This is a genomic window from Bifidobacterium magnum, from assembly GCF_000741255.1.
In the GTDB taxonomy this organism is placed as follows: Bacteria; Actinomycetota; Actinomycetes; order Actinomycetales; family Bifidobacteriaceae; genus Bifidobacterium; species Bifidobacterium magnum.
Genome location: NZ_JGZB01000003.1, coordinates 222222 through 243973, shown reverse-complemented (window position 1 = coordinate 243973; position 21752 = coordinate 222222). Strand labels below are relative to the sequence as shown.

Genomic DNA, 21752 nt, shown 5'->3' with positions numbered 1-21752 from the left:
CATCGCATGCGTCACAGACGCTTGAGCAGCTGGTCCGCCTGTTCGGGCTTGTCGGAGCTCATGAGCATAAGGAAGCTGCGGGCTTGCGCCGTAATGGAGAAGCCCGCCTCGTAATTGAGTTCCGGGCCATCCGGATTGTGCGTGTCGATAATGAGCCGCCAGTTTTTGCCGTACCGTTCGTCGGGCAGCGTGAACATGATCGGCTCATAGTGCGCGTTGAAAATCAGGATGAAATCGTTGTCCACCTGGCCGTTGCCATACCAATCCTTTTCCGGAATGTCGGAACCGTTCAGGTAAATCATGATCGAGAACGCGTGCGTGTCACGCCACGCCTCAAGATCCATGATGTGGCCCGTAGGGTCGAACCATTCCACCTGCGGAATCTCATCGGGGTTGTCCCATTCCTCACGCCCTATGAAGAAGCGGCGCCGGTGCAACACGGGATGACTCAACCGCAAATGCGTAAGCTTGGCCACGAATTCGCACATGCTGCGCTGCGACTCGTCAAGATCCCAATGCGTCCACGACAAGGCGTTGTCCTGGCAGTACGCGTTGTTGTTGCCTTCCTGCGTGCGGCACACTTCGTCGCCGCCGCAAATCATGGGCACGCCTTGGCTGAACAATAGCGTGGCGAACATGTTGCGCATCTGGCGCTGGCGCAACGCGAGCACGTCGGGCGCCTGCGTGGGGCCTTCCACACCGCAATTCCACGAACGGTTGTTGTTCTCACCGTCACGGTTGTCCTCGCCGTTGGCGATGTTGTGCTTGCTGTTGTAGCTGACCAGGTCGTGCATCGTGAAGCCGTCGTGGGCCGTCACAAAATTGACCGACGCGACAGGACGGCGTCCGTTGGCCTGGTACAAGTCGGAGCTGCCCATGAAACGGCTCGTGAATTCGGGCAGCGTGGACGGCTGCGAACGCCAGAAATCGCGCACGCAATCGCGGTAGCGGCCGTTCCATTCCGACCAGCTGGGCGGGAAGCCGCCCACCTGGTATCCGCCGCTTCCCAAATCCCACGGTTCAGCGATAAGTTTGACGCGCGAAATGACCGGATCCTGCTGCACAATGTCGAAGAATGCGGACAGCTTGTCGACTTCCTGGAACTGGCGCGCCAACGTGGCCGCGAGATCGAATCGGAATCCGTCCACATGCATTTCGGACACCCAGTAGCGCAGCGAGTCGGTAATGAGCTGCAACGCGTGCGGCGAGCGCATGAGCAGCGAGTTGCCCGTGCCTGTCGTGTCGAAGTAGTGGGCTTCGTCGCCATCCACGAGACGGTAGTAGGCCTGGTTGTCGATGCCGCGCAAACTGAGCGTGGGGCCCATATGGTTGCCTTCGGCAGTGTGGTTGTACACCACGTCGAGGATCACTTCCATGCCGGCACTGTGGTAGGCCTTGACCATGGCCTTGAATTCGTTGACCTGCTGGCCGCGTTGCCCGGCGCTCGCATACGCATTGTGCGGGGCGAAGAAGCCGATGGTGTTGTATCCCCAGTAGTTGCTCAGTCCCTTTTCCTGCAGGAACGAGTCGTTGATGAACTGGTGGATCGGCATGAGCTCGATGGCCGTGATGCCCAGGTTCTTCAAGTAGCTGATCACGGAAGGATATGCGAGTCCGGCATAGGTGCCGCGCATTTCCGTAGGTACGAGCGGGTTGAGGTTGGTCATGCCGCGCACATGCGCTTCATAGATGATGGAGTCGTGGTAGGAAATGTCGGGATGGCGGTCGTTGCCCCAATCGAAGTACGGGTTGGTGACCACGGCCTTCATGGTATGGGGGGCCGAGTCCAGCGTGTTCATGTTCGACTGGTTCGACGAATCGTTGAACCAGTAGGAGTATAGGCTTTCATCGCCGTCGATGTTGCCGTCTATGGCTTTGGCGTAGGGGTCGAGCAACAGTTTGTTCGGGTTGCACCTCAGTCCCCTTGCCGGATCGTACGGGCCGTAGACGCGGTACCCGTAGCGTTGGCCCGGCTGGATGCCGGGAACATAGATATGCCACACATACGAGTTTTGTTCTTCAATCGGAATGCGCGTTTCACGATCATCGTCGTCGAACAGGCACAGTTCCACTTTCTGTGCGACGCGCGAGTACAGTGCGAAGTTCACTCCGGAGCCGTCGTACGTTGCCCCGAGCGGGTTCATTGATCCAGGACGTGTTTGCATACCCTCTAGTATGGCACACCGCTTTTTGCCCGATAAGTTTCACGACATGGCGAATATGGTGCAATGACAACGTTTTCACACAATTTTTGGCGTCATTCCTGTATCACAGAGTGAAACGCGTTTACGATTCCTTTACGTTTGGGACGCCCGTACCACTTGGAGCGACTCGATTGCCGTACAATTACCGGTTTTCCTGGAGACGGCGGATCTGCTCGGCCTGGAAGGCGATGACGGAATTCGAGGCGTGGATGGGCAGTTTGCGGAGTTCTTCCCAGCTCACCCATGCCGACTCCACATGCTCGTCGGCGTCGAAGCGCGTCTCGCCTTGTTCCCAGTGGCGTAAGCGCAGAATATAGATGTGGGCGATTTCGTCGCACATGCCTTCCGAAGAGTAGCAGCTGTCCACATGTTCCAGCGTCATGTCTTCAGCCGGGTCAGTCACCATTACGCCCGTTTCCTCGCGCAGTTCGCGCAAGGCCGCCTCTCGCGCCGACTCTTCCGGGTCTATGAGGCCCGCGGGAAGCCCGTACGCGAATTTGTTGGATCCAGCTCGGTATTCGCGCTCCACCAGATAGCGGTCCGTGCGCGCATCCCATACTAGCATCACCACGGCGGGCGCGTGCACCACCACTTGGCGGCGCACCACCACGTCGGAGCCGTTTCGCGTATGCAGCGCCACGCGCCGGTCTTCCACGGAGAAGATGGCGCCCGTATACTGCGTGTCGCTGGAAAGGATTGTGGCCGGCACGTTCATGTCCACGCCGTCCGACGTGCGCGCCAGCAGGCGGTCGATCTCGCTCATCAGTTGATCACCAGATCCCACGGGTCGGTACGCATGTCGTTCCAACGCGCAACCACCTTGTCCCCCGTCGCCTGCTCGATGGCGGCCGGAACATCCTCAAGCGCGTAGCGGAACCACATCGATTCGATGGCGCTATGCGGAGTGTTGATCAGGCACGGGCTTACGGCCGGCGAATCAAGCGCTCCTCCGTTGCCGAGCGGCACGCCGTGTTCCCTCATCTTCGCCTCGTACAGGGCTTGCTGCATTTCGTCGGTGGCCGGATGATGGCGCAAATCGCTCGTCACATACACGTCGACACCCAAGGCGTTTACGTCGCCGAACATCGAGTCTCCCGAGCCTGGCAGCACGGCAATGCGCTGGACTGGCATGTTCAGCGGGCCGCTCACCTGCACGCCATAGCGCGTGGCGGGCAGTTCGCGCGCCACCAGGGCCGCGAAATCCTCAAGCGCCATGGGTTCGGCCAGGTGACCCACACGCCCCTCGCCTACCGCATGTTCGGCCGTGGGATCGTCAATGGGAATCAGCGGACGCTGGTCGAGCAGCCCGAACGCGTCGGCGGCCGCCTGGGCCACGCCGCGGTAGGACGCGTCGGCGTTTGTATGGCCCACCCACAGCGCGCAATGGTTGCGGTAGAGCTTGCTGACAATCTGTCCGCGGAAGCCCTGCGTGGACACTTCGTGCACGGCGCGGAAGAACAATGGATGGTGGCATACGATCAGGTCCGCGCCGCTGGCGATGGCCTCGTCGATGACGGTCATGGTCGGATCAGCCGCGAACACTATGGAACGCACCTCGTCTTCCAAGTCGCCCACAATAAGGCCCGGATGATCCCAGCTTTCCGCGTACCGCAACGGGTAGAGCGTTTCCAGCACTTGCACGGCCTGTTGTAATGTCGCCATCACATTCCCCTTTTCCTATCGCCGTATATCGATCCTGTCGCTCGCGATCAGTGAGCCGCGAGCTGCCAATCCGATCCTACGCCCGTGGACACGTTCAGCGGAACGGCCAAATGCACGGCATGTTCCATGGCATCCTTGACAAGCGAGACGGCTTCCTCCTGCTCGCCTGCGGCGAGTTCCACCACAAGTTCGTCGTGGATCTGCAGCACGATGCGGCTCTTCAGCCCGTGCGAGCGCAGCGCGTGCTGGGCGCGGATCATGGCCATTTTCATGATGTCCGCCGCGGATCCCTGGATCGGGGCGTTCAGCGCGGCACGTTCGGCCGCGTCACGCGCCACACGGTTCGACGACCGCAACGCCGGGAAATAGCGGCGGCGCCCGAACATCGTTTCCGTATATCCGCGTTTGCGCGCCGTGGCGACCAGCGACTCCAAATAGTCGTGCACTTTGCCAAACACCGAGAAGTACTGCTGCTTGAGCTGTTCTGCCTCATGCGGGCGAATGCCGAGCTGCTGGGACAGGCCGTAGGTGCTCAGTCCGTACGCCAAACCGTAGCTCATGGCCTTCACATGGCTGCGCTCGTCGCCCGTGATCTCGTCTACCGGCTTGCCGAACACGAGGCTCGCCACATATTTGTGGAAGTCCATGCCCGACTTAAACGCGTCGATCAGCGCCTCGTCATGGGACAGGTCCGCCATGATGCGCAATTCCACCTGCGAATAGTCGGCGCTCAACAGCGCGACATCATCGGCAGACGGCACGAAGGCGGAACGGATTTCGCGGCCCTGTGCGTTGCGGTTCGGAATGTTCTGCAGATTCGGGTCCACGGAGCTCAAGCGTCCCGTCGCCGCGACGGTCTGCTCGAACGTCGTATGGATGCGGTTGTCGCGCGGATTGACGGCGTCGATCAGCGTCTGCACAATCTGCTTGAGCTTGTTGATTTCGCGGTAGCGCAGCAGCGCGCCCAGGAACGTGAACGCCTGCGTGCCTTCCTCGGCCGCCGCGTACAGTTTCTGCAACGCCGCGGCGTTCGTGCTATAGGAACCCTTTTTGGTTTTCTTCGTGGGTGTCAGGCCCATGTCCTCAAACAACACTTTGCCCAGCTGCTTGGGGCTCTGCAGGTTGCATTGGCTGCCGGCCGCATCCCATGCGGTCTGCTGCAACTGGTCCGCCTCGTCCGCGAACGCGGCGTGCATGGCGTGCAAACGGTCCATGTCCACGGCGGCACCCGTCTGTTCCATGCAGAACAGCGTGTACGAGGTGGGCATTTCAATGACGCGCAGCAGCGCGTATTGCTCACTTTCCTGCACACCGTACGCCAAATGCTTGGCGAGCGCCTCCACGAGCGCGGCCTTGTGTACCGATTCGCTTGCGTCACCGGGCTCGTCCAGCCCGTCGAGGTCGAGCATGCCTTGCGGTTCCTGCGGCGCGGCCGAGGCCGACACGTTCAGGAAATGCTCGGCGTAGTCCTCGATCGTGGCGCCCGTGAAATCAGGTTCCACCAGGTAGCCCGCAAGTTTCGTGTCGAACAGCGGCACTTGCAGCGTGATGCCGGCGGCGGCCAGCATATGCAAATGTTCCTTGTAGGAGTGCACGACCAGCGTGGTGGCATGCTCGTCGAGAATGCTATGCAGCGCTTCCACATACGTGTCGCCTTGCATGGGAACATGTACGGCGTGGCCGTTGGCGAGCAATGTCACAGAGTCCAGCCGGGAGGCGCCCGGCTTGGCGCTGCCTTCGGCCAGCAGCGTCCACGAAGCGTCCACCGCGGGAACGCATTCCTGGGACTGCTCGTGCAGTTGGCGCACGATGTCCATGGTTTCCATGCGCTTGTCAATGGTGGTACCGGGCTGCTTGGCCGGGCAATGCAGTTCGGCCCATGCCAGCAGTTCCTCGGGGGTGGAGACTTCGTCGATCTGCGGTTCGCTTACCGTCACGTCGCCGTCCTGTGGTGCAAAAGAAACGCTGTCGACGGGAACGTCGGTAAAGTTGGCGATGATTTTCTTGCGTGTGCTCGCGCCGAAATCGAGTTCGGCGAACAGGTCGTTGAGCGCGGCCATGTCCACGCGTCCGAACGAGAGCTGGGCGATCGTCACTCCCAAGTCCAAGTCGCGTACGAGCGCGTTGACTTTGCGGTTGAGTTCCACCTGTTCAATGTTCTCACGCAGCGCCTGGCCCTTTTTGCCGCCGATTTCGTCGGCGTGCTCAATAATGCCTTCCAGACTGCCGTACTGGTTGAGCCATTTGGCCGCGTATCCGTCGCCCACACCCGGGACGCCGGGAATATTGTCCGACTGTTCGCCGCGCAACGCGGCCAGATCCGGGTACTGCGCCGGCGTCACATGGTACTTTTCTTCCACGGCCTCGGGCGTCATGTGCTTGAGTTCCTTGAAATGGTACCCCGGATACAACACCGTGATGTCGTTGTCGATAAGTTGGAAGGAATCCCTGTCGCCCGAAAGTACCAGCGTTTTCAGTCCCGCCTGCTCCCCCATGGTGGCGAGCGTGCCGATCACGTCGTCGGCCTCGAATCCCGGCTTTTCTATATAGGTGACACCCAGCGCCGCAAGCATGCGCTGGATCAGCGGAATTTGCGAGAGCAGTTCCTCGGGAGCCGCCTGCCTCGTACCCTTGTAACCTTCCAGCATGTCGTTGCGGAACGTGCCGCCCTTCACGTCGAACGCCACGGCGAGCCGCGTGGGGTGTTCGGCTCCAATGACTTCGCCGAGCATATTGAAAAAGCCCCAGATCGCGTTGGTCGCCTGACCCGAGGGCGTACTGAAATTGTCTACCGGAAGCGCATAAAAAGCGCGGAACGCCATCGAGTGGCCGTCGACCACAAGAAGCGTTCCGCGTTCATTCGATTGTTTCGTCATACAACTAGCGTATATCAGTGCTCGTTGGCTTCCGGCTTAGCGTCGCCATATTTGGCGATAATGGCCTCGGCCAGACGGCGCTTGGGGACGCGCTGATCCATCGAAGTCTTCTGGATCCAACGGAAAGCGCCCTGCTCCGTGAAGTTCGCCTTGTCCATAAGCAGGCCCTTGGCGCGGTCGACGAGCTTGCGCTCCTCAAGCGTGTCCTCGGCCTTCTTGAGCTTGGCCTCGACTTCTTCGAGCTGCCTGCGCGTATCGTCGAGTTCCTGCTCGTCGCGGTCGATGCCGTCAAGCAGGTCGTTGATTTCCGCGAAGCGGCCCATGGCCACCTCGATGGCCGGCAGCAGCTTGGATTCTTCGTACGGCTTGGTCACATACGCCATAACGCCCGCGCCAATGGCCTGCTTGACCAGATCTGTCTGGGAGAAGGCCGTAAGCATGACGACCGGCGCCAAGTTCTCGTCGCAAATGATGCCTGCGGCGGTAATGCCGTTCATGCGCGGCATCTTCACGTCCATGCACACCACGTCCGGGTGCTTTTCGCGCGTCAGGTCGACCGCCTCTTCGCCGTTGGCGGCCTCGCCGATCACTTCATAGCCGTTGTCTTCAAGCATGGCGACCAGATCCATACGGTTCACGGATTCGTCTTCCGCCACCACCACGGTGCGCTTGCGCGGTTCTTCCTGCTGCGTTTCTTCCGCCTCTTGCGTCTGTTCAGTCTCGTTCTTCACGTTCTTCAACTCTTCTTCGGTGAGCACATCATCCAGTTGCTGCGCGTCATTGTCTGCCATAGTCACATTCACTTTCACACTCATCATTGATGTTGTTCCCGCACGCATGTGTCGGTGGGTCATGCGCCGAGTTCCAACGGTTTATTCTAGCGCACGGCCGCAACAGGAACGAGCGGTGCCAACAAAAAATCCAGAACCGTCAACAACCGGACGATTCTGGACTTTCCATTTGCAGTGCCCCCGGTGGGACTCGAACCCACACTGTACAGATTTTGAGGCTGTCTCCTCTACCAATTGGGATACAGGGGCGTTGCCTAGGCAACAAAGGAGAATATACCACACTTTCGGATGTACGCAAATTTTCGATGCCAGCGTGTTGCCGTCGCAAATTGTGAAAGATTCGAGCCCAAATGCTAGTGGCATCTACCTTTCCAGCGGCTTTCTCCCTACAATTGAAGTCCAAATGTACGCGATGGGAGGATTTATGAATCATAAGACGTATCGCCATTTTGATCCATGGCGTAGCACTTCGATCAAGGAAACCATGCGTGAAACGGTGGTTGAGGACCATCATTTCAACGTGGACCATGTCCAGTTCGATTCGATGGACGGCGGCCCGTTCGAACGCATGCAGTTGCACAAGAACAACGGCGATTCCGTGGGCGTGATCGGACTGACCCCGGAGGGGCTCATTCCGCTCGTGGAACAGTACCGCCTGCCCATTCACCGTTGGACGCTGGAAATCCCGGCCGGACACGCCCTGGAAAAGGACGAGCAGCCGCTGCGGGTGGCACAGCGCAAACTGCTGGAAGAAGCCGGTTACGAAGCCGAGCATTTCTCCGAGTTCGCCCGCTTTGTCAACACGCCAAGCTTCTCGGACCAGCGCACCTCGCTGTTCTTCGCCACGGGCCTGCATAAGGCCGGCGACGGCGGCCAGGTGGATGTGGACCGCTCCCATGTGCGGTTCTACACGCCGCAGGAGGCGCACGACATGGTGCTCAACGGTACGATTATCGACGCGAAGTCGATTATCGCGATCGGTCGCCTGTTCGCCTCGCCGCATTTCCTGATCGAATCGGAACTGGATCACGAGTAAAGTCCAGGATCCCGTCTGAATACCAAAAGCCGCCATGGCGCGCATCAATGAAGATGCCGCCAGGCGGCTTTTGCATTCTACGGTTAAGAGTGCGGCTACTTGCCGCAATCGCAGTCGTCACGCAGCGACGCGCTCGAATGCGCCATCTCGTCATTGTCCCTGACCGAACGCACGACTTTGGCCGGAACCCCCGCCACGGTCGCGTAGTTGGGCACGTCGTGAAGCACCACGGCCTGCGCCGCCACACGCGAATAGCAGCCGACGGTCACGGGGCCGAGCACGGCGGCACCGCAACCGACCATCACATGGTTTTTCAGCGTGGGATGGCGCTTGCCGTGGCCTTTGCCCGTGCCTCCTAGCGTCACGCCATGGTAGATCATGCAATCGTTGCCGATTTGTGCGGTCTCCCCGATCACAATGCCCATGCCGTGATCAATCACGAAGCGTTTGCCGATCTGCGCACCCGGATGGATCTCGATGCCCGTCATATGGCGGGCTATCTGGGAATGCAGGCGCGCCAGAAAACGGAAACCGTGCCTCCACAACCAGTGGCTCACCCGATGCATGAGCACGGCGTGCACACCCGGATACAGCAAGAATATTTCCAGCCGGCTGCGTGCGGCCGGATCCCTGCGCTGGTATGCGCACAACAAGTCATGCAGCTCGCCGCGCTCGTGGCAAATTACGGACAGGGCGCTAGAGAGCGGGTCCGAAGAGGATCGTGGCATGAAGGTTCCTAACGGTAAGGCGAAGCGGTTACGCGAACAACGGAGTGGACAGGTAGCGGTCGCCGCTGTCGGGCAGCAGCACCACGATGTTCTTGCCCTGCGCCTCCGGTCGCTTCGCGATCTGGATGGCGGCCCACATCGCCGCGCCGGAAGAAATGCCTACGAGTACGCCTTCCTTACGGCCGATCATGCGGCCCGTAGTAAACGCGTCGCTGTTCGTGACGCGGATGACTTCATCATAAATCTTCGTATCGAGCACGTCCGGCACGAATCCCGCGCCAATGCCCTGGATCTTGTGCGGACCCGCGTGGCCTTCGCTCAGCACCGGGGAGTCTTCGGGTTCCACGGCCACGATCTTCACATCGGGGTTCTGCTGCTTCAGGTATTCGCCGACACCCGTAATCGTGCCGCCCGTGCCCACGCCGGCCACGAAGTAGTCGACCTTGCCGTCGGTGTCGCGCCAAATTTCCGGGCCCGTGGACGCCACGTGAATCGTCGGGTTGGCCGGATTGACGAACTGGCCCGCCACAATGCTGCCCGGCGTGGCGTCATGCAGCTCTGCGGCCTTAGCCATGGCGCCCGTCATGCCGTCGGCGCCCGGGGTGAGCACGAGCTGGGCGCCATAGGCCGTCATGAGGCGGCGGCGTTCCATGCTCATGGTGTCGGGCATCACGATGATCACGTGGTAGCCGCGTGCGGCGCCCACACTTGCCAGGCCAATGCCCGTGTTGCCGGAGGTGGCCTCGATAATCGTGCCGCCAGGCTGGAGTTCGCCCGACTGTTCGGCCATGTCGATCATGTTCTTGGCTACACGGTCCTTGACCGAACCGGCCGGGTTGAGGTATTCCAACTTCGCGAGAATATGCGCGTCGAGATGTTCGTCATGCTCGATATGCGTCATTTCCAGCAGCGGGGTGTTGCCGATCAGTTGGTCGGCTGCGGTATATACATTGCCCATGATGTTGTCCTTACGTAAATAATGTCGTGTTGTGCATATGAGTTGAATAATGGTGCCGTTCAGCAACATCGGCGTAAGTGCATCATCATGCGCATGAATTCCTTTCCGCATCGGGCGCACCGTATATTCCGCTGATGAAATACGGAACACAAGTGCCGCGCTGTTCACAGGGCACAACATGACCGCCCGCGTGTCTCTTCCAAAATCTCCATATTTGCGCTAGCGGCATAACTCGCGCCCGTGTAGTCCAACATATAAAACGCAAAAGGCGCATCCGAACGAATTCGGATGCGCCCAGCCGCTTGTGTCAGGCTCTTTCAAGCCCTATCAAGCGGTATGCGTCGCTGAAAAATCAGTCGCAAGCGCCCACGGTGTGGACGTAGATGGAGTCGGTGCGACCCGGCTTGTGCTCGCCCTGTGCGGAGCTCAGCACCACGATCTTGTCGCCGTTGGAAGCCTTGCCGGCTTCGCGCAGCACCTTGTCGGTGAAGATCATGAGGTCCTTGCGGGACATGTCGTGGTAGTCCTCGTCGAGCAGGATGCCTTCGGTGCCCCAGCTCAGAGCCAGCCAGTGGTAGGTGTGCTCGTTGTTGGTCAGGCCGTAGATCGGCGTTGCCGGACGCTCGCGGGACACGCGGTGCACGGTGGAACCGGTCTGCGTGTAAGCCACGATGGCCTTGGCGTTGAGCTTGTCGGCCAGATCCACGGCAGCGGAAGAGACGGCGCCCGTGCTGGACATGTCGAGCTTCTTGAGCTGCGGGATGCGGTCGAAGCCGTGCTCGGTGGCGTAGCCGGAGATGCGGGCCATGGTGTTCACGGTCTGCGTCGGGTACTCGCCAACGGCGGTTTCGTTGGAGGTCATGGTGGCGTCGGCGCCGTCAAGCACGGCGTTGGCGCAGTCGGAAGCCTCTGCACGGCTCGGGACCGGAGAGTGGACCATGGAGCCCAGGACTTCGGTGGCCACGATGACCGGCTTGGCGTACTGGCGGGACAGTTCGATGCAGCGCTTGGTTACCAGCGGCACTTCCTCGAACGGCATTTCCACGGCCATGTCGCCACGGGCGACCATGATGCCGTCGAACACCTTGACGATGTCCTCAAGGTTCTCCACAGCCTGCGGCTTCTCGATCTTGGCGACGATCGGAATGCGGCGGCCTTCCTCGTCCATGATCTCGTGGGCGCGATCGATGTCGGAAGCGAAACGCACGAAGGACATGGCGATGATGTCGGCACCCGTGCGGATGGCCCAACGCAGATCCTCTTCGTCCTTCTCGGTCAGTGCCGGCAGAGACACCGCGACACCCGGAAGGTTGATGCCCTTGTGGCTGGAAACCGGGCCGGCCACGATAACCTTGGTGTATACGTTGTTGCCTTCGACCTTGGTGACCTCGAGGCGGACCTTGCCGTCGTCGATCAGGATCGGATCGCCAGCGTGGCAATCACCCGGCAGACCCTTGAAGGTGCAGGACGTGATGTGCTCGTCGCCTTCAATGTCGTCGGTGGTGATGATGAATTCCTGGCCCTCGGTCAGCTGGACCTTGTCTTCACCTTCAGCGTTCTTCTTGAACCAGCCGCAGCGAATCTTCGGACCCTGCAGATCCACGAGAACTGCCACGTTGCGGCCCGTGGTCTTCGAGGCCTCACGCACGTTGTTGTATACGCGCAGGTGGTCTTCCGGCGTACCGTGGGAACGGTTCAGGCGGGCAACGTCCATACCGGCTTCCACAAGCTTGGTGAGGTTTTCGAGAGATTCGGTAGCTGGACCAATGGTGTCCACAATCTTTGCTTTACGCATGAATGCTATCCACTTTCTACATAGGTAACATCGGGTGGTAACTCCCGGTGATCGGCTACTAGTTTAGTCGCGAAAACCGCGCCACGCCCGAAGCGCAAGCGTTTTTCTGTTAGCGCTAACAATCGGTGGAAAATATAAGGAGGGAAGCAATTCCTGGATCGCTCCCCTCCTCTACAAGCGCATTCGCCTTACTGTTCCACCTGCTTCATGCTGCGCATCTTGAGCACACTGGCCAGCGCCGCGCCGCCAATGGCCACAAGGATAATGACCAGCGACAGCCATGACGGGATTTCCGGCACCCACGCGATATGGTGGCCGCCGTTGATGAACGGCAGCGTGTTCGTGTGCAACGCTTCCATGATGAGCTTGACGCCGATGAACGCGAGCACAATGGACAGGCCCACGGGCAGGTACACGAGCTTGTCGAGCAGCGTGCCCAGCAGGAAGTAGAGCTGCTGCAGGCCCAGCAACGCGAACACGTTGGCCGTGAACACGATGAACGGATCCTTCGTCAATCCGAAGATGGCTGGGATGGAGTCGAATGCGAACATCAAATCGGTGGTACCGATCGTGACGAACACGATGAGCAGCGGCGTCCAATATTTCGCGCCGTTGCGTACCACGCGCATCTTCTCGCCGTCGTATTCGTTCGTGATTTTCGTGAACTTGCGCACCACGCCGATGAGCTTGCTCTCATGGAACTCCTCGTCGTCATCCTCGCCGCGTGCCACTTTGATCGCCGTGTACAGCAGGAACGCGCCGAAAATGAAGAAGATCCACGTGAAGCGTTCGAGCAGCGCGGCGCCGATGAGAATGAAAATGCCGCGCAGGATCAACGCGATCGTAATACCGATCGACAGTACGTATTTCTGAATCTTTTTCGGCACCTGGAAGTTCGCCATAATAATGACGAACACGAACAGGTTGTCGATGCTCAGCGAATATTCGGTAAGCCAGCCCGAATAGAACTCCATGGCGGGCTGGGAGCCGGCGATCCACCACATGATGCCGCCGAAAATAAGCGCCGCCACCACGAAGAACAGGATGTGGCGCACGCATTCGGCCGTCGATGGCACATGCGGACGCCTGCCGATCACAAACAAGTCAACAACAAAGAATACGGCCAGCACAATGAATGTGATGACCATAAATAGAAACGGGGTTTCAGCCATAATCCTTTAGCATACGGACGAAATACGACACATATGCCCGTAAAATGCACAAAATTACAGGATGTATACAAAGCGGCTGAAACCGCGCGTTCCTTATTCTTGGGCCTGTGTCGCCTGGCGCAGCTCCTTTTTCAGATCCCGAATTTCGTCGCGCAGCCTCGCCGCGAGCTCAAATTGCAACTGCTCGGCGGCCGTGTGCATCTGTGCGGACAATTGGCGGATCAGGTCGGCCAGATCCTGTGCGGGCAGTCCGGCGCGCAAAATTTCCTCATGCCGTTTGTCCATATCGTGGACAGACGGCTCCGGAATTCCCAAATGCGAATTGCCTGCCTTGTTCGCGTTGCGATAGCCGCCTTCGAGCAGTGTTTGCGTGTCCACATCCTCTTTGGCGAGCATGTCGTTGACATCGCTGATTTTCTTGATCAGGGGCTTGGGATCGATGCCATGCTCCTTGTTGTAGGCCATCTGGATGTCGCGGCGGCGGTTCGTTTCCGAGATCGCCTTGTCCATGGCTTCGGTCACATGGTCGGCGTACATGAGCACGGTGCCGCTCACGTTGCGCGCCGCTCGTCCGATCGTCTGGATAAGCGAACGGTAGGAACGCAGGAAGCCTTCCTTGTCGGCGTCGAGGATGGCCACGAGCGAGACTTCCGGCAGATCGAGTCCCTCACGCAGCAAATTGATGCCGACGATCACGTCGATTTTGCCTTCGCGCAGTTGGCGCAACAGTTCCACACGGCGCAGCGTGTCCACATCGGAATGCAGATATTCGACTTTGATGTCGCGTTCCAGCAGGTAATCGGTCAAGTCCTCGGCCATCTTTTTGGTCAGCGTGGTCACGAGCGTGCGCTCATGGCGCGCCACACGGTTCTTGATTTCGGCGAGCAGGTCGTCGATCTGCCCGTCGACGGGGCGCACTTCGATTTTCGGATCGACCAGTCCCGTCGGGCGGATGATCTGTTCGACCACGCCGTCGCTCAAGGAGAGTTCATAGTCGCCGGGTGTGGCCGACAGATAGACGGTCTGTCCCACGCGCTCCTGGAATTCCTTCCATTTGAGCGGGCGGTTGTCCATGGCGCTGGGCAGGCGGAATCCGTGTTCGACCAGCGTGCGTTTGCGGCTCGCGTCGCCTTCGTACATGGCGCCGATTTGCGGGACCGTCACATGCGATTCGTCGATGACGAGCAGGAAATCGTCGGGGAAAAAGTCGAGCAGCGTATGCGGCGGCGTGCCCGGCGCGCGTCCGTCCAGATGGCGCGAGTAGTTTTCAACTCCCGAACAGACGCCCACTTGCGAAAGCATTTCCAGATCATAGTTCGTGCGCATGGTCAGGCGTTGCGCTTCGAGTTCCTTGCCCTGCTTGTGCAATTCGGCCACGCGTTCGTCGCGCTCCCGCTCGATGGCGTGGATGGCGCGCTGCATGCGTTCGGGACCCGCCACATAATGGGAGGCCGGAAAAATGTGGACTTCAGTTTCCTCACGCAGCACGTCGCCCGTCAGCGGATGCAGCATGGAAATGCGGTCGATTTCGTCGCCGAAAAACTCGATGCGCACGGCCAGCTCCTCATATACGGGAATGATTTCCACAGTGTCCCCGCGCACGCGGAACGTGCCGCGCGTGAAGGCGATGTCGTTGCGCGTGTACTGCATTTGCACGAATTTGCGCAACAGGTCGTCCCTGCCGATTTCCTGACTCTGCTGCAGGAACAGCATGCGTCCCGCGTACTCTTCGGGCGTGCCCAAACCGTAAATGCAGGAGACTGTGGCGATCACCACGCAGTCGCGGCGCGTGAGCAGGTTCGCCGTGGCGGCATGGCGCAAACGTTCCACGTCGTCATTGATGTTGGCGTCCTTTTCAATATAGGTGTCGGTTTGCGGAATGTAAGCTTCGGGCTGGTAGTAGTCGTAGTAGCTCACGAAATAGCTGACGGCGTTGTCGGGCATAAGTTCGCGGAACTCCGCGCACAATTGGGCCGCCAGCGTCTTGTTGGGTTCGATGATCAGCGTCGGGCGCTGCAACTTTTCAATAAGCCACGCCGTTGTCGCCGTTTTGCCCGTGCCCGTGGCGCCCATAAGCACCACATCGTTTTCTCCGCTTTCAATGCGCTCGGCAAGCTCGGCGATGGCCTGCGGCTGGTCGCCCGACGGCTGGTACGCGGACTTGACCTCGAACGGCTTGTCTTTGCGAATGATTTCTGTCATGGTGTCCCCTTGTCGTGTCAGTCCGTCTGTCGGCCAAGCCATGGCGCCATAATGCGATCTACCTGCTTGAGCATGGCGTCCATGGGTTGCGAAGCGTCAATAAGCGTGTCGCTAATGGCCCTGCGGCGCTGGTCACTCGCCTGGTGCGCAATGCGGTCGAGGGCTTGCTGCTCGCTCATGGCGCGCGTCTCCATCATGCGCCGCACGCGTGTGGCCTCGTCCGCCTCTACCGTCACGATATGGTCGAAATGGAACGGGATGGTATTGAACACGTCGGCGAGCAGCGGAATGTCATGCACCACCACCAATTGCCGCGCCTTATCGCGCCCGTTCGCGCATTGTTCATATTCGCGCAGGAACTGTCTTTCCTGCTCTTCGGCGGCGCGGTAAATGTAAGGATGCTCAATGGCGTTCAATCGTTCCAACGCGTGCGGATCGGCGTCGGTGGCGAATACGTGGCGCGCAAGCCACGCGCGGTCCAAAGTGCCGTCGGCGTTCAGGGCGTCAGGACCAAACTCTTGCGCTATGCGTTCCAGCGCCGGCGCATGGGGCTTGACGACTTCGCGCGCCAACGCGTCATAGTCGATCACGTGCGCGCCGTCTTCCTTCATGCGCGCGGCGACGGTGCTTTTGCCCGCGGCTATGCCGCCTGTCAATCCAATTCGCATCACAGCCGCATTATAAGTGCATCGCGCCGGCCGCCGGTTCGTTGTCAACGGAATCGGCGCGGCTTGCGAGCGGCGCATCCGCGTCGGTTCGCACAAAAGCGCCATAGCGCCCATGGGCGCGATGCACTTGCAGCGGCATGTTGAATACGCGCGACAGACGTTCGGAAGTAAGCCCCTGTTCTATCGGGCCCGCATATACCACGGTTCCCGGCGCGGGGTCCGTTCCCGTATGGCCGTTACCCCGCCGCCCCATGATGGCGATATGGGTGAAGCCTGAGGGAATTTCCTCGAGATGGTGCGTGACGAGCACCATCGTGCGCGTGTGGTCGGTGCGCGCCAAATCGGCAAGCACGCCCATTACTGTTTCCCTGCCGCCCAGATCGAGGCCCGTGGTCGGTTCGTCCAACACAAGCAGGTCGGGATCGGCCATGAGCGCGCGGCAGATCAGGATGCGCGTCCGCTCCCCTTCGGATACCCGGGCCATACTTTTGCCTTCCAAATAGCTGATGCCGAAGCGTCGCATCAGGTCACGCGCCCGCGCATATTCTTCGTCCGTGTAGGTGTCGCGCCATTTGCCCACGGTGGCCGTAAGGGCCGTGACTACGGCGTCCAACGGATCCTCCGTGGAAGGGAATGCGCGGGAAAGTTCCGCGGAGCTCAATCCGATGCGGTGGCGGTAGGAGAACACGTTGACTTTGCCCAACCGGTTGCCTAGAATTTCCACCGATCCGCTTGAGGGAAACGTGCGCGACGCCATCATGGACACCAGCGTCGATTTGCCGACACCGTTGAGACCGAACAATATCCAACGCTGTCCTGCGGGAATATCCAGATCCACATGCGAGAGGATCACACGCCTTTGACGGCGAAATTCCACGTCTTGCAGCCGCAATGCCATGGCATCTTGCGATACACCCGGCACCTGTTCCGACACTTCACCCATGGTTGTCTCCTTCATGCGTGGCAGCACATGAAGGAGATTGTATGCGCAAACGGGGTTCAGGCATGGAAGTGTTCCACGCACCACACCTTGTCTCCCGTGGCGGGCACGCGCAGTTTTCTCGTATGCATGGTGTGCTGTGCAAAGAACCACGGCCAGAATTTGGGCGTGAATTCCTCTTGCGATTGCGGATCCCAATACGTGACGTGCCGGTAGTAACGCCGCGTCATGGCGCCAAGACCCACGACGGCCACGGCAAGGCATGTGATGAACACCCACCAGTGTCCCGTTTGGATGGAGCAAATCAGCCCGCATATCCAGAGCGCCTCCATCAGGACGCTGACGATAAGCATGGCGATGACGAAATGTTTCCACGATGTTCTGTTGTGCATGGTATTGGCCATGTCGATTCGTGTGGAGAGCGTCAACCGTCCATGCAGCTGCACGTCGGCGTTCAGCTGGCGGATCACGGCGAGTTTGCGCTCGCGGTCCTTGATCTCGCGCTCCAAAATGTCCTGCTGGTCGTCCAACAGGTCGACGAGCATGCGCATCTGGTACGGACTTTCCATAATGGTGCGAATGGCCGCCAACGACAATCCCGTAGCCTTAAGCATCAAGATGTATTCGAGCTTGAGCACGTCGTCATGCGTGTAGATGCGCCGCCCTGCCGGCGTGGTCCCGCTGGGCTCCAGCAGCCCTTGCCGGTCGTAGTACTGTACGGTGCGCACACTCACCCCGCAATGCTCCGCGACCTCTCCTGTGGAATATGTTCGTGCCGATGCTGGTTCAGACATGGCATGCCTCCTTTCGCCTTGAACTATGCCTGATGACGTTGCGTCACAAGCAAATTCGCGGCGTGTTGAAGTTGTGGAAACATGGGAATCGGCACGGGAAAGGGAACAAAGGCAATAAAAAAATGGCGGAACCCATAATCGGGTCCCGCCATTTTTCAAGGCGTTACGCTAAGCTCACTTCTTTTCGCTCAGCAGCTGCTCACGCAGAGCAGCGAGCTGATCGGAGTCAGCCAGCGTGCCGTTGGAGGAGTTGTCGGAGGAGTAGTTGGAGGAAACCTCTTCAACCTTCTCTTCCTTGGCTGCGGCGGCCTGGCCGTCTTCAGCTGCGGAAGCCTCGGCGTTCTCGAGCTCCTTGGCGACGAATTCCTTGTGCTGCTCCCACAGGTCGTGGGCGGCGGCGTACTGGGATTCCCATTCCTCGCGCTGCTTCTCGTAACCGGCGATCCATTCGTTCGTGTTCGGATCGAAGCCTTCCGGATACTTGTAGTTGCCCTCTTCGTCGTACTCTGCCGGCATGCCGTACAGAGCCGGATCGAAGTCTTCGGAAGCCGGATCCACAGAATCGTTGGCCTGCTTGAGGGACAGCGAGATACGACGGCGATCCAGATCCACGTCGATGACCTTGACGAACACTTCTTCGCCCGGCTTGACGACGGTCTCCGGGTTCTCCACGTGGCGGTTGGCCAGCTCGGAGATGTGCACGAGGCCTTCGATGCCGTCTTCGACGGACACGAACACGCCGAACTGGACGATCTTCGTGACCTTGCCACGGACAATCTGGCCAGGAACGTGCGTGCGAGCGAAGCGCTGCCACGGATCTTCCTGCGTTGCCTTGAGGGACAGCGAAATGCGTTCGCGATCCAGATCCACATCGAGCACCTCGACGGTGACCTTGTCGCCAACCTTGACGACCTCGGACGGGTGGTCGATGTGCTTCCAGGACAGCTCGGAAACGTGGATCAGGCCGTCAACACCACCGAGATCGACGAATGCGCCGAAGTTGACGATGGAGGACACGACGCCTTCACGGATCTGGCCCTTCTTGAGCTGGGACAGGAAGGTCTCGCGCACTTCGGACTGGGTTTCCTCGAGGTACTGGCGACGGGACAGGACCACGTTGTTGCGGTTCTTGTCGAGCTCAAGGATCTTGGCCTTGATCTTCTGGCCGATGTACGGGGACAGGTCGCGGACGCGGCGCATCTCGACGAGGGAAGCCGGCAGGAAGCCGCGCAGACCGATGTCGACGATGAGGCCACCCTTGACAGCTTCGATGACGGTGCCTTCGACCACGCCATCGTCTTCCTTGATCTTCTCGATGTCGCCCCAAGCGCGCTCGTACTGTGCACGCTTCTTGGACAGGATCAGACGGCCTTCCTTGTCTTCCTTCGTGACAACGAGAGCCTCGATGGAGTCGCCAACCTCAACGACTTCGTCAGGATCGACGTCCTTCTTGATGGAAAGTTCGCGGGAAGGAATAACACCTTCGGTCTTGTAGCCGATGTCGAGCAGTACCTCGTCGTGATCGACCTTGACTACCGTACCCTCAACCAGATCACCATCGTCAAAGTTCTTGATGGTGGAATCGACTGCCTTGATGAAGTCGTCTACAGTGCCAATGTCGTTGATGGCGACCTTTTCGACTTCGTTATTGTTCTCTGCCATTAATGTGGTTTCTTACAATTAAATAGATGGATATTACTCGTTCTTCAATTATTATGTGCACATGCACATACAGATATTAACTGTACCTTGAGCTGTGCACTTTATGACCTCTACAAATTCGGGCGTGTCGAAATTCCCGCGCGGCGTTCCGCCGCTTCCACCACATTTGCGAGCAACATGGCGCGTGTCATGGGCCCCACGCCTCCGGGATTGGGCGTATACGCCCCCGCCAACTCGTAGCAGCGCGGGTCCACGTCGCCGCGCGTGCGGTAGCGTTGCTCCTGCTCATCGAAGACGCGCGAGACGCCCACGTCCACCAACACCGCGCCCGGCTTGACGTCTTCGGGGCGCACGAAACCGGCCCGGCCCACGGCGGCGACAATCACGTCGGCACGGCGCATTTGCTCATGCACGTCGGGGGTGGCCGAATGGCACAGCGTAACCGTGGCGTTGACGCGGCGGTTGGTAAGCATGAGTCCGATAGTGCGGCCGATCGTGATGCCGCGTCCGACCACGCACACATGCCTGCCTTGCAATTCGATGCCATAGGCGTCGAGCAGCGCGAGAATGCCGCGTGGCGTGCATGGCAGCGGTGTGGCGGTACGTCCGTCGATATGCAATACCAGTTCGCCCAAATTGTAAGGGTGCAGTCCGTCCGCATCCTTGGCTGGATCCACCGCCCCCAATACGGCATTTTCATCAATCGGTCGAGGCAAAGGCAATTGCACAATATACCCCGTGCACAACGGATCACGGTTGAACGCCTCGACGGCTTCCATCACGTCACGCTGCGTCGCGTCGTCCGGAAGTTCGCATTTTAGGGAGGCTATGCCGATCTGCACGCAATCGGCATGCTTGCCGGCCACATATTTTACGGATCCGGGATCGTTTCCCACCAAAATGGTCCCGAGGCCCGGGACCACGCCGAGTTCGCGCAGACGCGCCACCCGCAATGCCAGATCTTGTTTCGTACTCGATGCCACACGTTTACCGTCGAGTATGATGACCATCAGAAACCCTTTCATATCGCGGTCGATGTCTAATTACAACCGATGAGAAGTACTGTACCGTATTCTTGTCGCGCGGCCGGCCCGGGCACGTTGCACGCATTTGTAACGCCTGCGATTACACTTAGGCAACGTATCCTAAAAGCGACAACCATGGGCGTATCAACGTGGAGGGCCTTACGAAGGACGAGAAGATGAAACAATTATGGGATCACGTCACCCACGTGCTCGGCATGATCATTGCCGTGTGCATGGTATGCGCAATCGGCGCATGCGGAGCCGCAAAACCGCGAGACGAACCGTCACCCTCCTCGTCCCCCACCGAGGTCAACAAGCCCATCACGGTAGTGGCCTCGCTCAACCAATGGGGCTCTTTCGCCAAGAACCTTGGCGGCGACAATGTGGAAGTCACCTCGCTGCTCAATTCCACCACCGCCGACGCCCACGACTTTGAACCGACAGCGGCCGATGTGGCCAAGCTTGAAAAGGCCGACCTCGTGCTCGTCAACGGCGCCGGCTACGACACTTGGGCCGACAAGACACTCGCCCCGGGGGCCGAACGCATCTCCGTCGCGGAAACGGTGGGCGCACTCAACGGCGACAACCCACACTTGTGGTTCTCCAAAGACGCCCGCAACGCGGTGGCCAAGGCGCTGATCGACGCGTTCATCCGGCTGCGTCCCGCCGAGAAGGCGACGTTCAATGAACAGCTCAAAGTCTGGCAGGCCGAGGAAGACAAGCTGGAACAGACAATGAAAGAGTTCGCCAAGAACCATCCGGACATCACCTACGCGGCGACGGAGAATATCGCCTACTATCTCATGAGCGATTTGGGATTCACCGACGCCACCCCGCAGGGCTACGCGCAGGCCGCCGCCAATGAGAGCGAACCGGCCGCCGCGGACATCAACGATTTCCAGCAAGTCTTGCGCGACCATGACGTATCGTTGCTGGTAAACAACGCGCAAGAAAGCAACAAGACCACACAAGAACTCGTGCAGATCGCCAAGGCGGAAAGCATTCCCGTACTCGACGTGACCGAGCAGATGCCTAGCGACATGGACACGCTCGTGAACTGGATCGCTTCGCTTATCCAGCAGATCGACCAATCCGTCAAGGGCGAGCATGAGAACGACGCCACTGGCAAGGCCGAGCAATCCGGCACGAACAATGGCGACACCCAGCCGTCGCCGTCCGCGGATCCGGCAAAGACGGCGCAGTAACCACCCCACGCATACGCGTATTTTGTAGCAAGGA

17 protein-coding genes and 1 tRNA gene are annotated in these 21752 nt (G+C 59.4%); 2 read left to right on the top strand and 16 right to left on the bottom strand.

The genetic code is table 11. The features are described from left to right. Positions 1–11 precede the first annotated feature (11 nt). The 6 genes from glgX to BMAGN_RS02975 all read right to left on the bottom strand — a co-directional run bounded on the left by glgX (position 12) and on the right by BMAGN_RS02975 (position 7782). Positions 12–2165 carry a glycogen debranching protein GlgX gene (gene glgX, locus BMAGN_RS03000; protein ID WP_022859231.1) on the bottom strand — a complete coding sequence of 718 codons (2154 nt, stop codon included), beginning with the start codon at positions 2163–2165 and terminating at the stop codon, positions 12–14. 181 nt (positions 2166–2346) lie between these two features. After that, a complete protein-coding gene (locus BMAGN_RS02995; RefSeq protein ID WP_034250298.1) occupies positions 2347–2967 on the bottom strand; it encodes an NUDIX hydrolase in 621 nt (206 codons plus the stop codon). Beyond that, positions 2967–3866, bottom strand: a complete 900-nt coding sequence (locus tag BMAGN_RS02990; RefSeq protein WP_022859229.1) for a Nif3-like dinuclear metal center hexameric protein — start codon at positions 3864–3866, stop codon at positions 2967–2969. The genes BMAGN_RS02995 and BMAGN_RS02990 overlap by 1 nt, the downstream gene beginning before the upstream one ends. Before the next feature lie 47 nt (positions 3867–3913). Then, entirely contained in the window at positions 3914–6742 is a 2829-nt protein-coding gene (polA, locus tag BMAGN_RS02985) for a DNA polymerase I (protein ID WP_022859228.1), read from the bottom strand. 14 nt (positions 6743–6756) lie between these two features. Beyond that, complete coding sequence (locus BMAGN_RS02980; RefSeq protein ID WP_022859227.1) at positions 6757–7533, bottom strand: ANTAR domain-containing response regulator; 777 nt, start codon at positions 7531–7533, stop codon at positions 6757–6759. Between the two features lie 175 nt (positions 7534–7708). Then, positions 7709–7782: transfer RNA gene (locus BMAGN_RS02975), tRNA-Leu, on the bottom strand. A 175-nt stretch (positions 7783–7957) separates the two neighbouring features. Here BMAGN_RS02975 and BMAGN_RS02970 point away from each other — a divergent pair. Further along, positions 7958–8569 (top strand): NUDIX domain-containing protein, encoded by a 612-nt coding sequence (locus BMAGN_RS02970; protein ID WP_026501876.1) that lies wholly within the window; start codon positions 7958–7960, stop codon positions 8567–8569. Between the two features lie 95 nt (positions 8570–8664). On the opposite strand, the gene epsC is transcribed toward BMAGN_RS02970, so the two are convergent. From epsC to BMAGN_RS02920, 10 genes are all read right to left on the bottom strand, one after another. Then, on the bottom strand, positions 8665–9297 hold the full coding sequence (epsC, locus tag BMAGN_RS02965; protein WP_022859225.1) for a serine O-acetyltransferase EpsC: 633 nt from the start codon (positions 9295–9297) through the stop codon (positions 8665–8667). Between the two features lie 28 nt (positions 9298–9325). Further along, a complete protein-coding gene (gene cysK / locus BMAGN_RS02960; RefSeq protein WP_026501875.1) occupies positions 9326–10255 on the bottom strand; it encodes a cysteine synthase A in 930 nt (309 codons plus the stop codon). A 352-nt stretch (positions 10256–10607) separates the two neighbouring features. Then, positions 10608–12050: a pyruvate kinase gene (gene pyk, locus BMAGN_RS02955; RefSeq protein WP_022859223.1), complete on the bottom strand. Its 1443-nt coding sequence runs from the start codon at positions 12048–12050 to the stop codon at positions 10608–10610. Positions 12051–12238: 188 nt separating this feature from the next. After that, the gene (locus BMAGN_RS02950) at positions 12239–13222 is read right to left on the bottom strand and encodes a TerC family protein (protein WP_022859222.1); all 984 of its coding nucleotides are present in this window, start codon (positions 13220–13222) and stop codon (positions 12239–12241) included. A gap of 93 nt (positions 13223–13315) precedes the next feature. Then, on the bottom strand, positions 13316–15424 hold the full coding sequence (uvrB, locus tag BMAGN_RS02945; RefSeq protein WP_022859221.1) for an excinuclease ABC subunit UvrB: 2109 nt from the start codon (positions 15422–15424) through the stop codon (positions 13316–13318). A gap of 17 nt (positions 15425–15441) precedes the next feature. Next, a complete protein-coding gene (coaE, locus tag BMAGN_RS02940) occupies positions 15442–16092 on the bottom strand; it encodes a dephospho-CoA kinase (RefSeq protein WP_022859220.1) in 651 nt (216 codons plus the stop codon). A gap of 10 nt (positions 16093–16102) precedes the next feature. Further along, the gene (locus BMAGN_RS02935; RefSeq protein WP_022859219.1) at positions 16103–17035 is read right to left on the bottom strand and encodes an ABC transporter ATP-binding protein; all 933 of its coding nucleotides are present in this window, start codon (positions 17033–17035) and stop codon (positions 16103–16105) included. Between the two features lie 56 nt (positions 17036–17091). Further along, positions 17092–17826, bottom strand: coding sequence for a MerR family transcriptional regulator (locus BMAGN_RS02930; RefSeq protein WP_081931544.1), 735 nt, complete (start codon positions 17824–17826; stop codon positions 17092–17094). 174 nt (positions 17827–18000) lie between these two features. Then, positions 18001–19488, bottom strand: a complete 1488-nt coding sequence (gene rpsA / locus BMAGN_RS02925) for a 30S ribosomal protein S1 (RefSeq protein WP_022859217.1) — start codon at positions 19486–19488, stop codon at positions 18001–18003. Between the two features lie 110 nt (positions 19489–19598). Beyond that, complete coding sequence (locus tag BMAGN_RS02920; RefSeq protein ID WP_022859216.1) at positions 19599–20498, bottom strand: bifunctional methylenetetrahydrofolate dehydrogenase/methenyltetrahydrofolate cyclohydrolase; 900 nt, start codon at positions 20496–20498, stop codon at positions 19599–19601. 191 nt (positions 20499–20689) lie between these two features. Between BMAGN_RS02920 and BMAGN_RS02915 the strand changes: the two genes are divergently transcribed. Continuing rightward, positions 20690–21718 (top strand): metal ABC transporter solute-binding protein, Zn/Mn family, encoded by a 1029-nt coding sequence (locus tag BMAGN_RS02915; RefSeq protein ID WP_152593207.1) that lies wholly within the window; start codon positions 20690–20692, stop codon positions 21716–21718. Positions 21719–21752 lie beyond the last annotated feature (34 nt).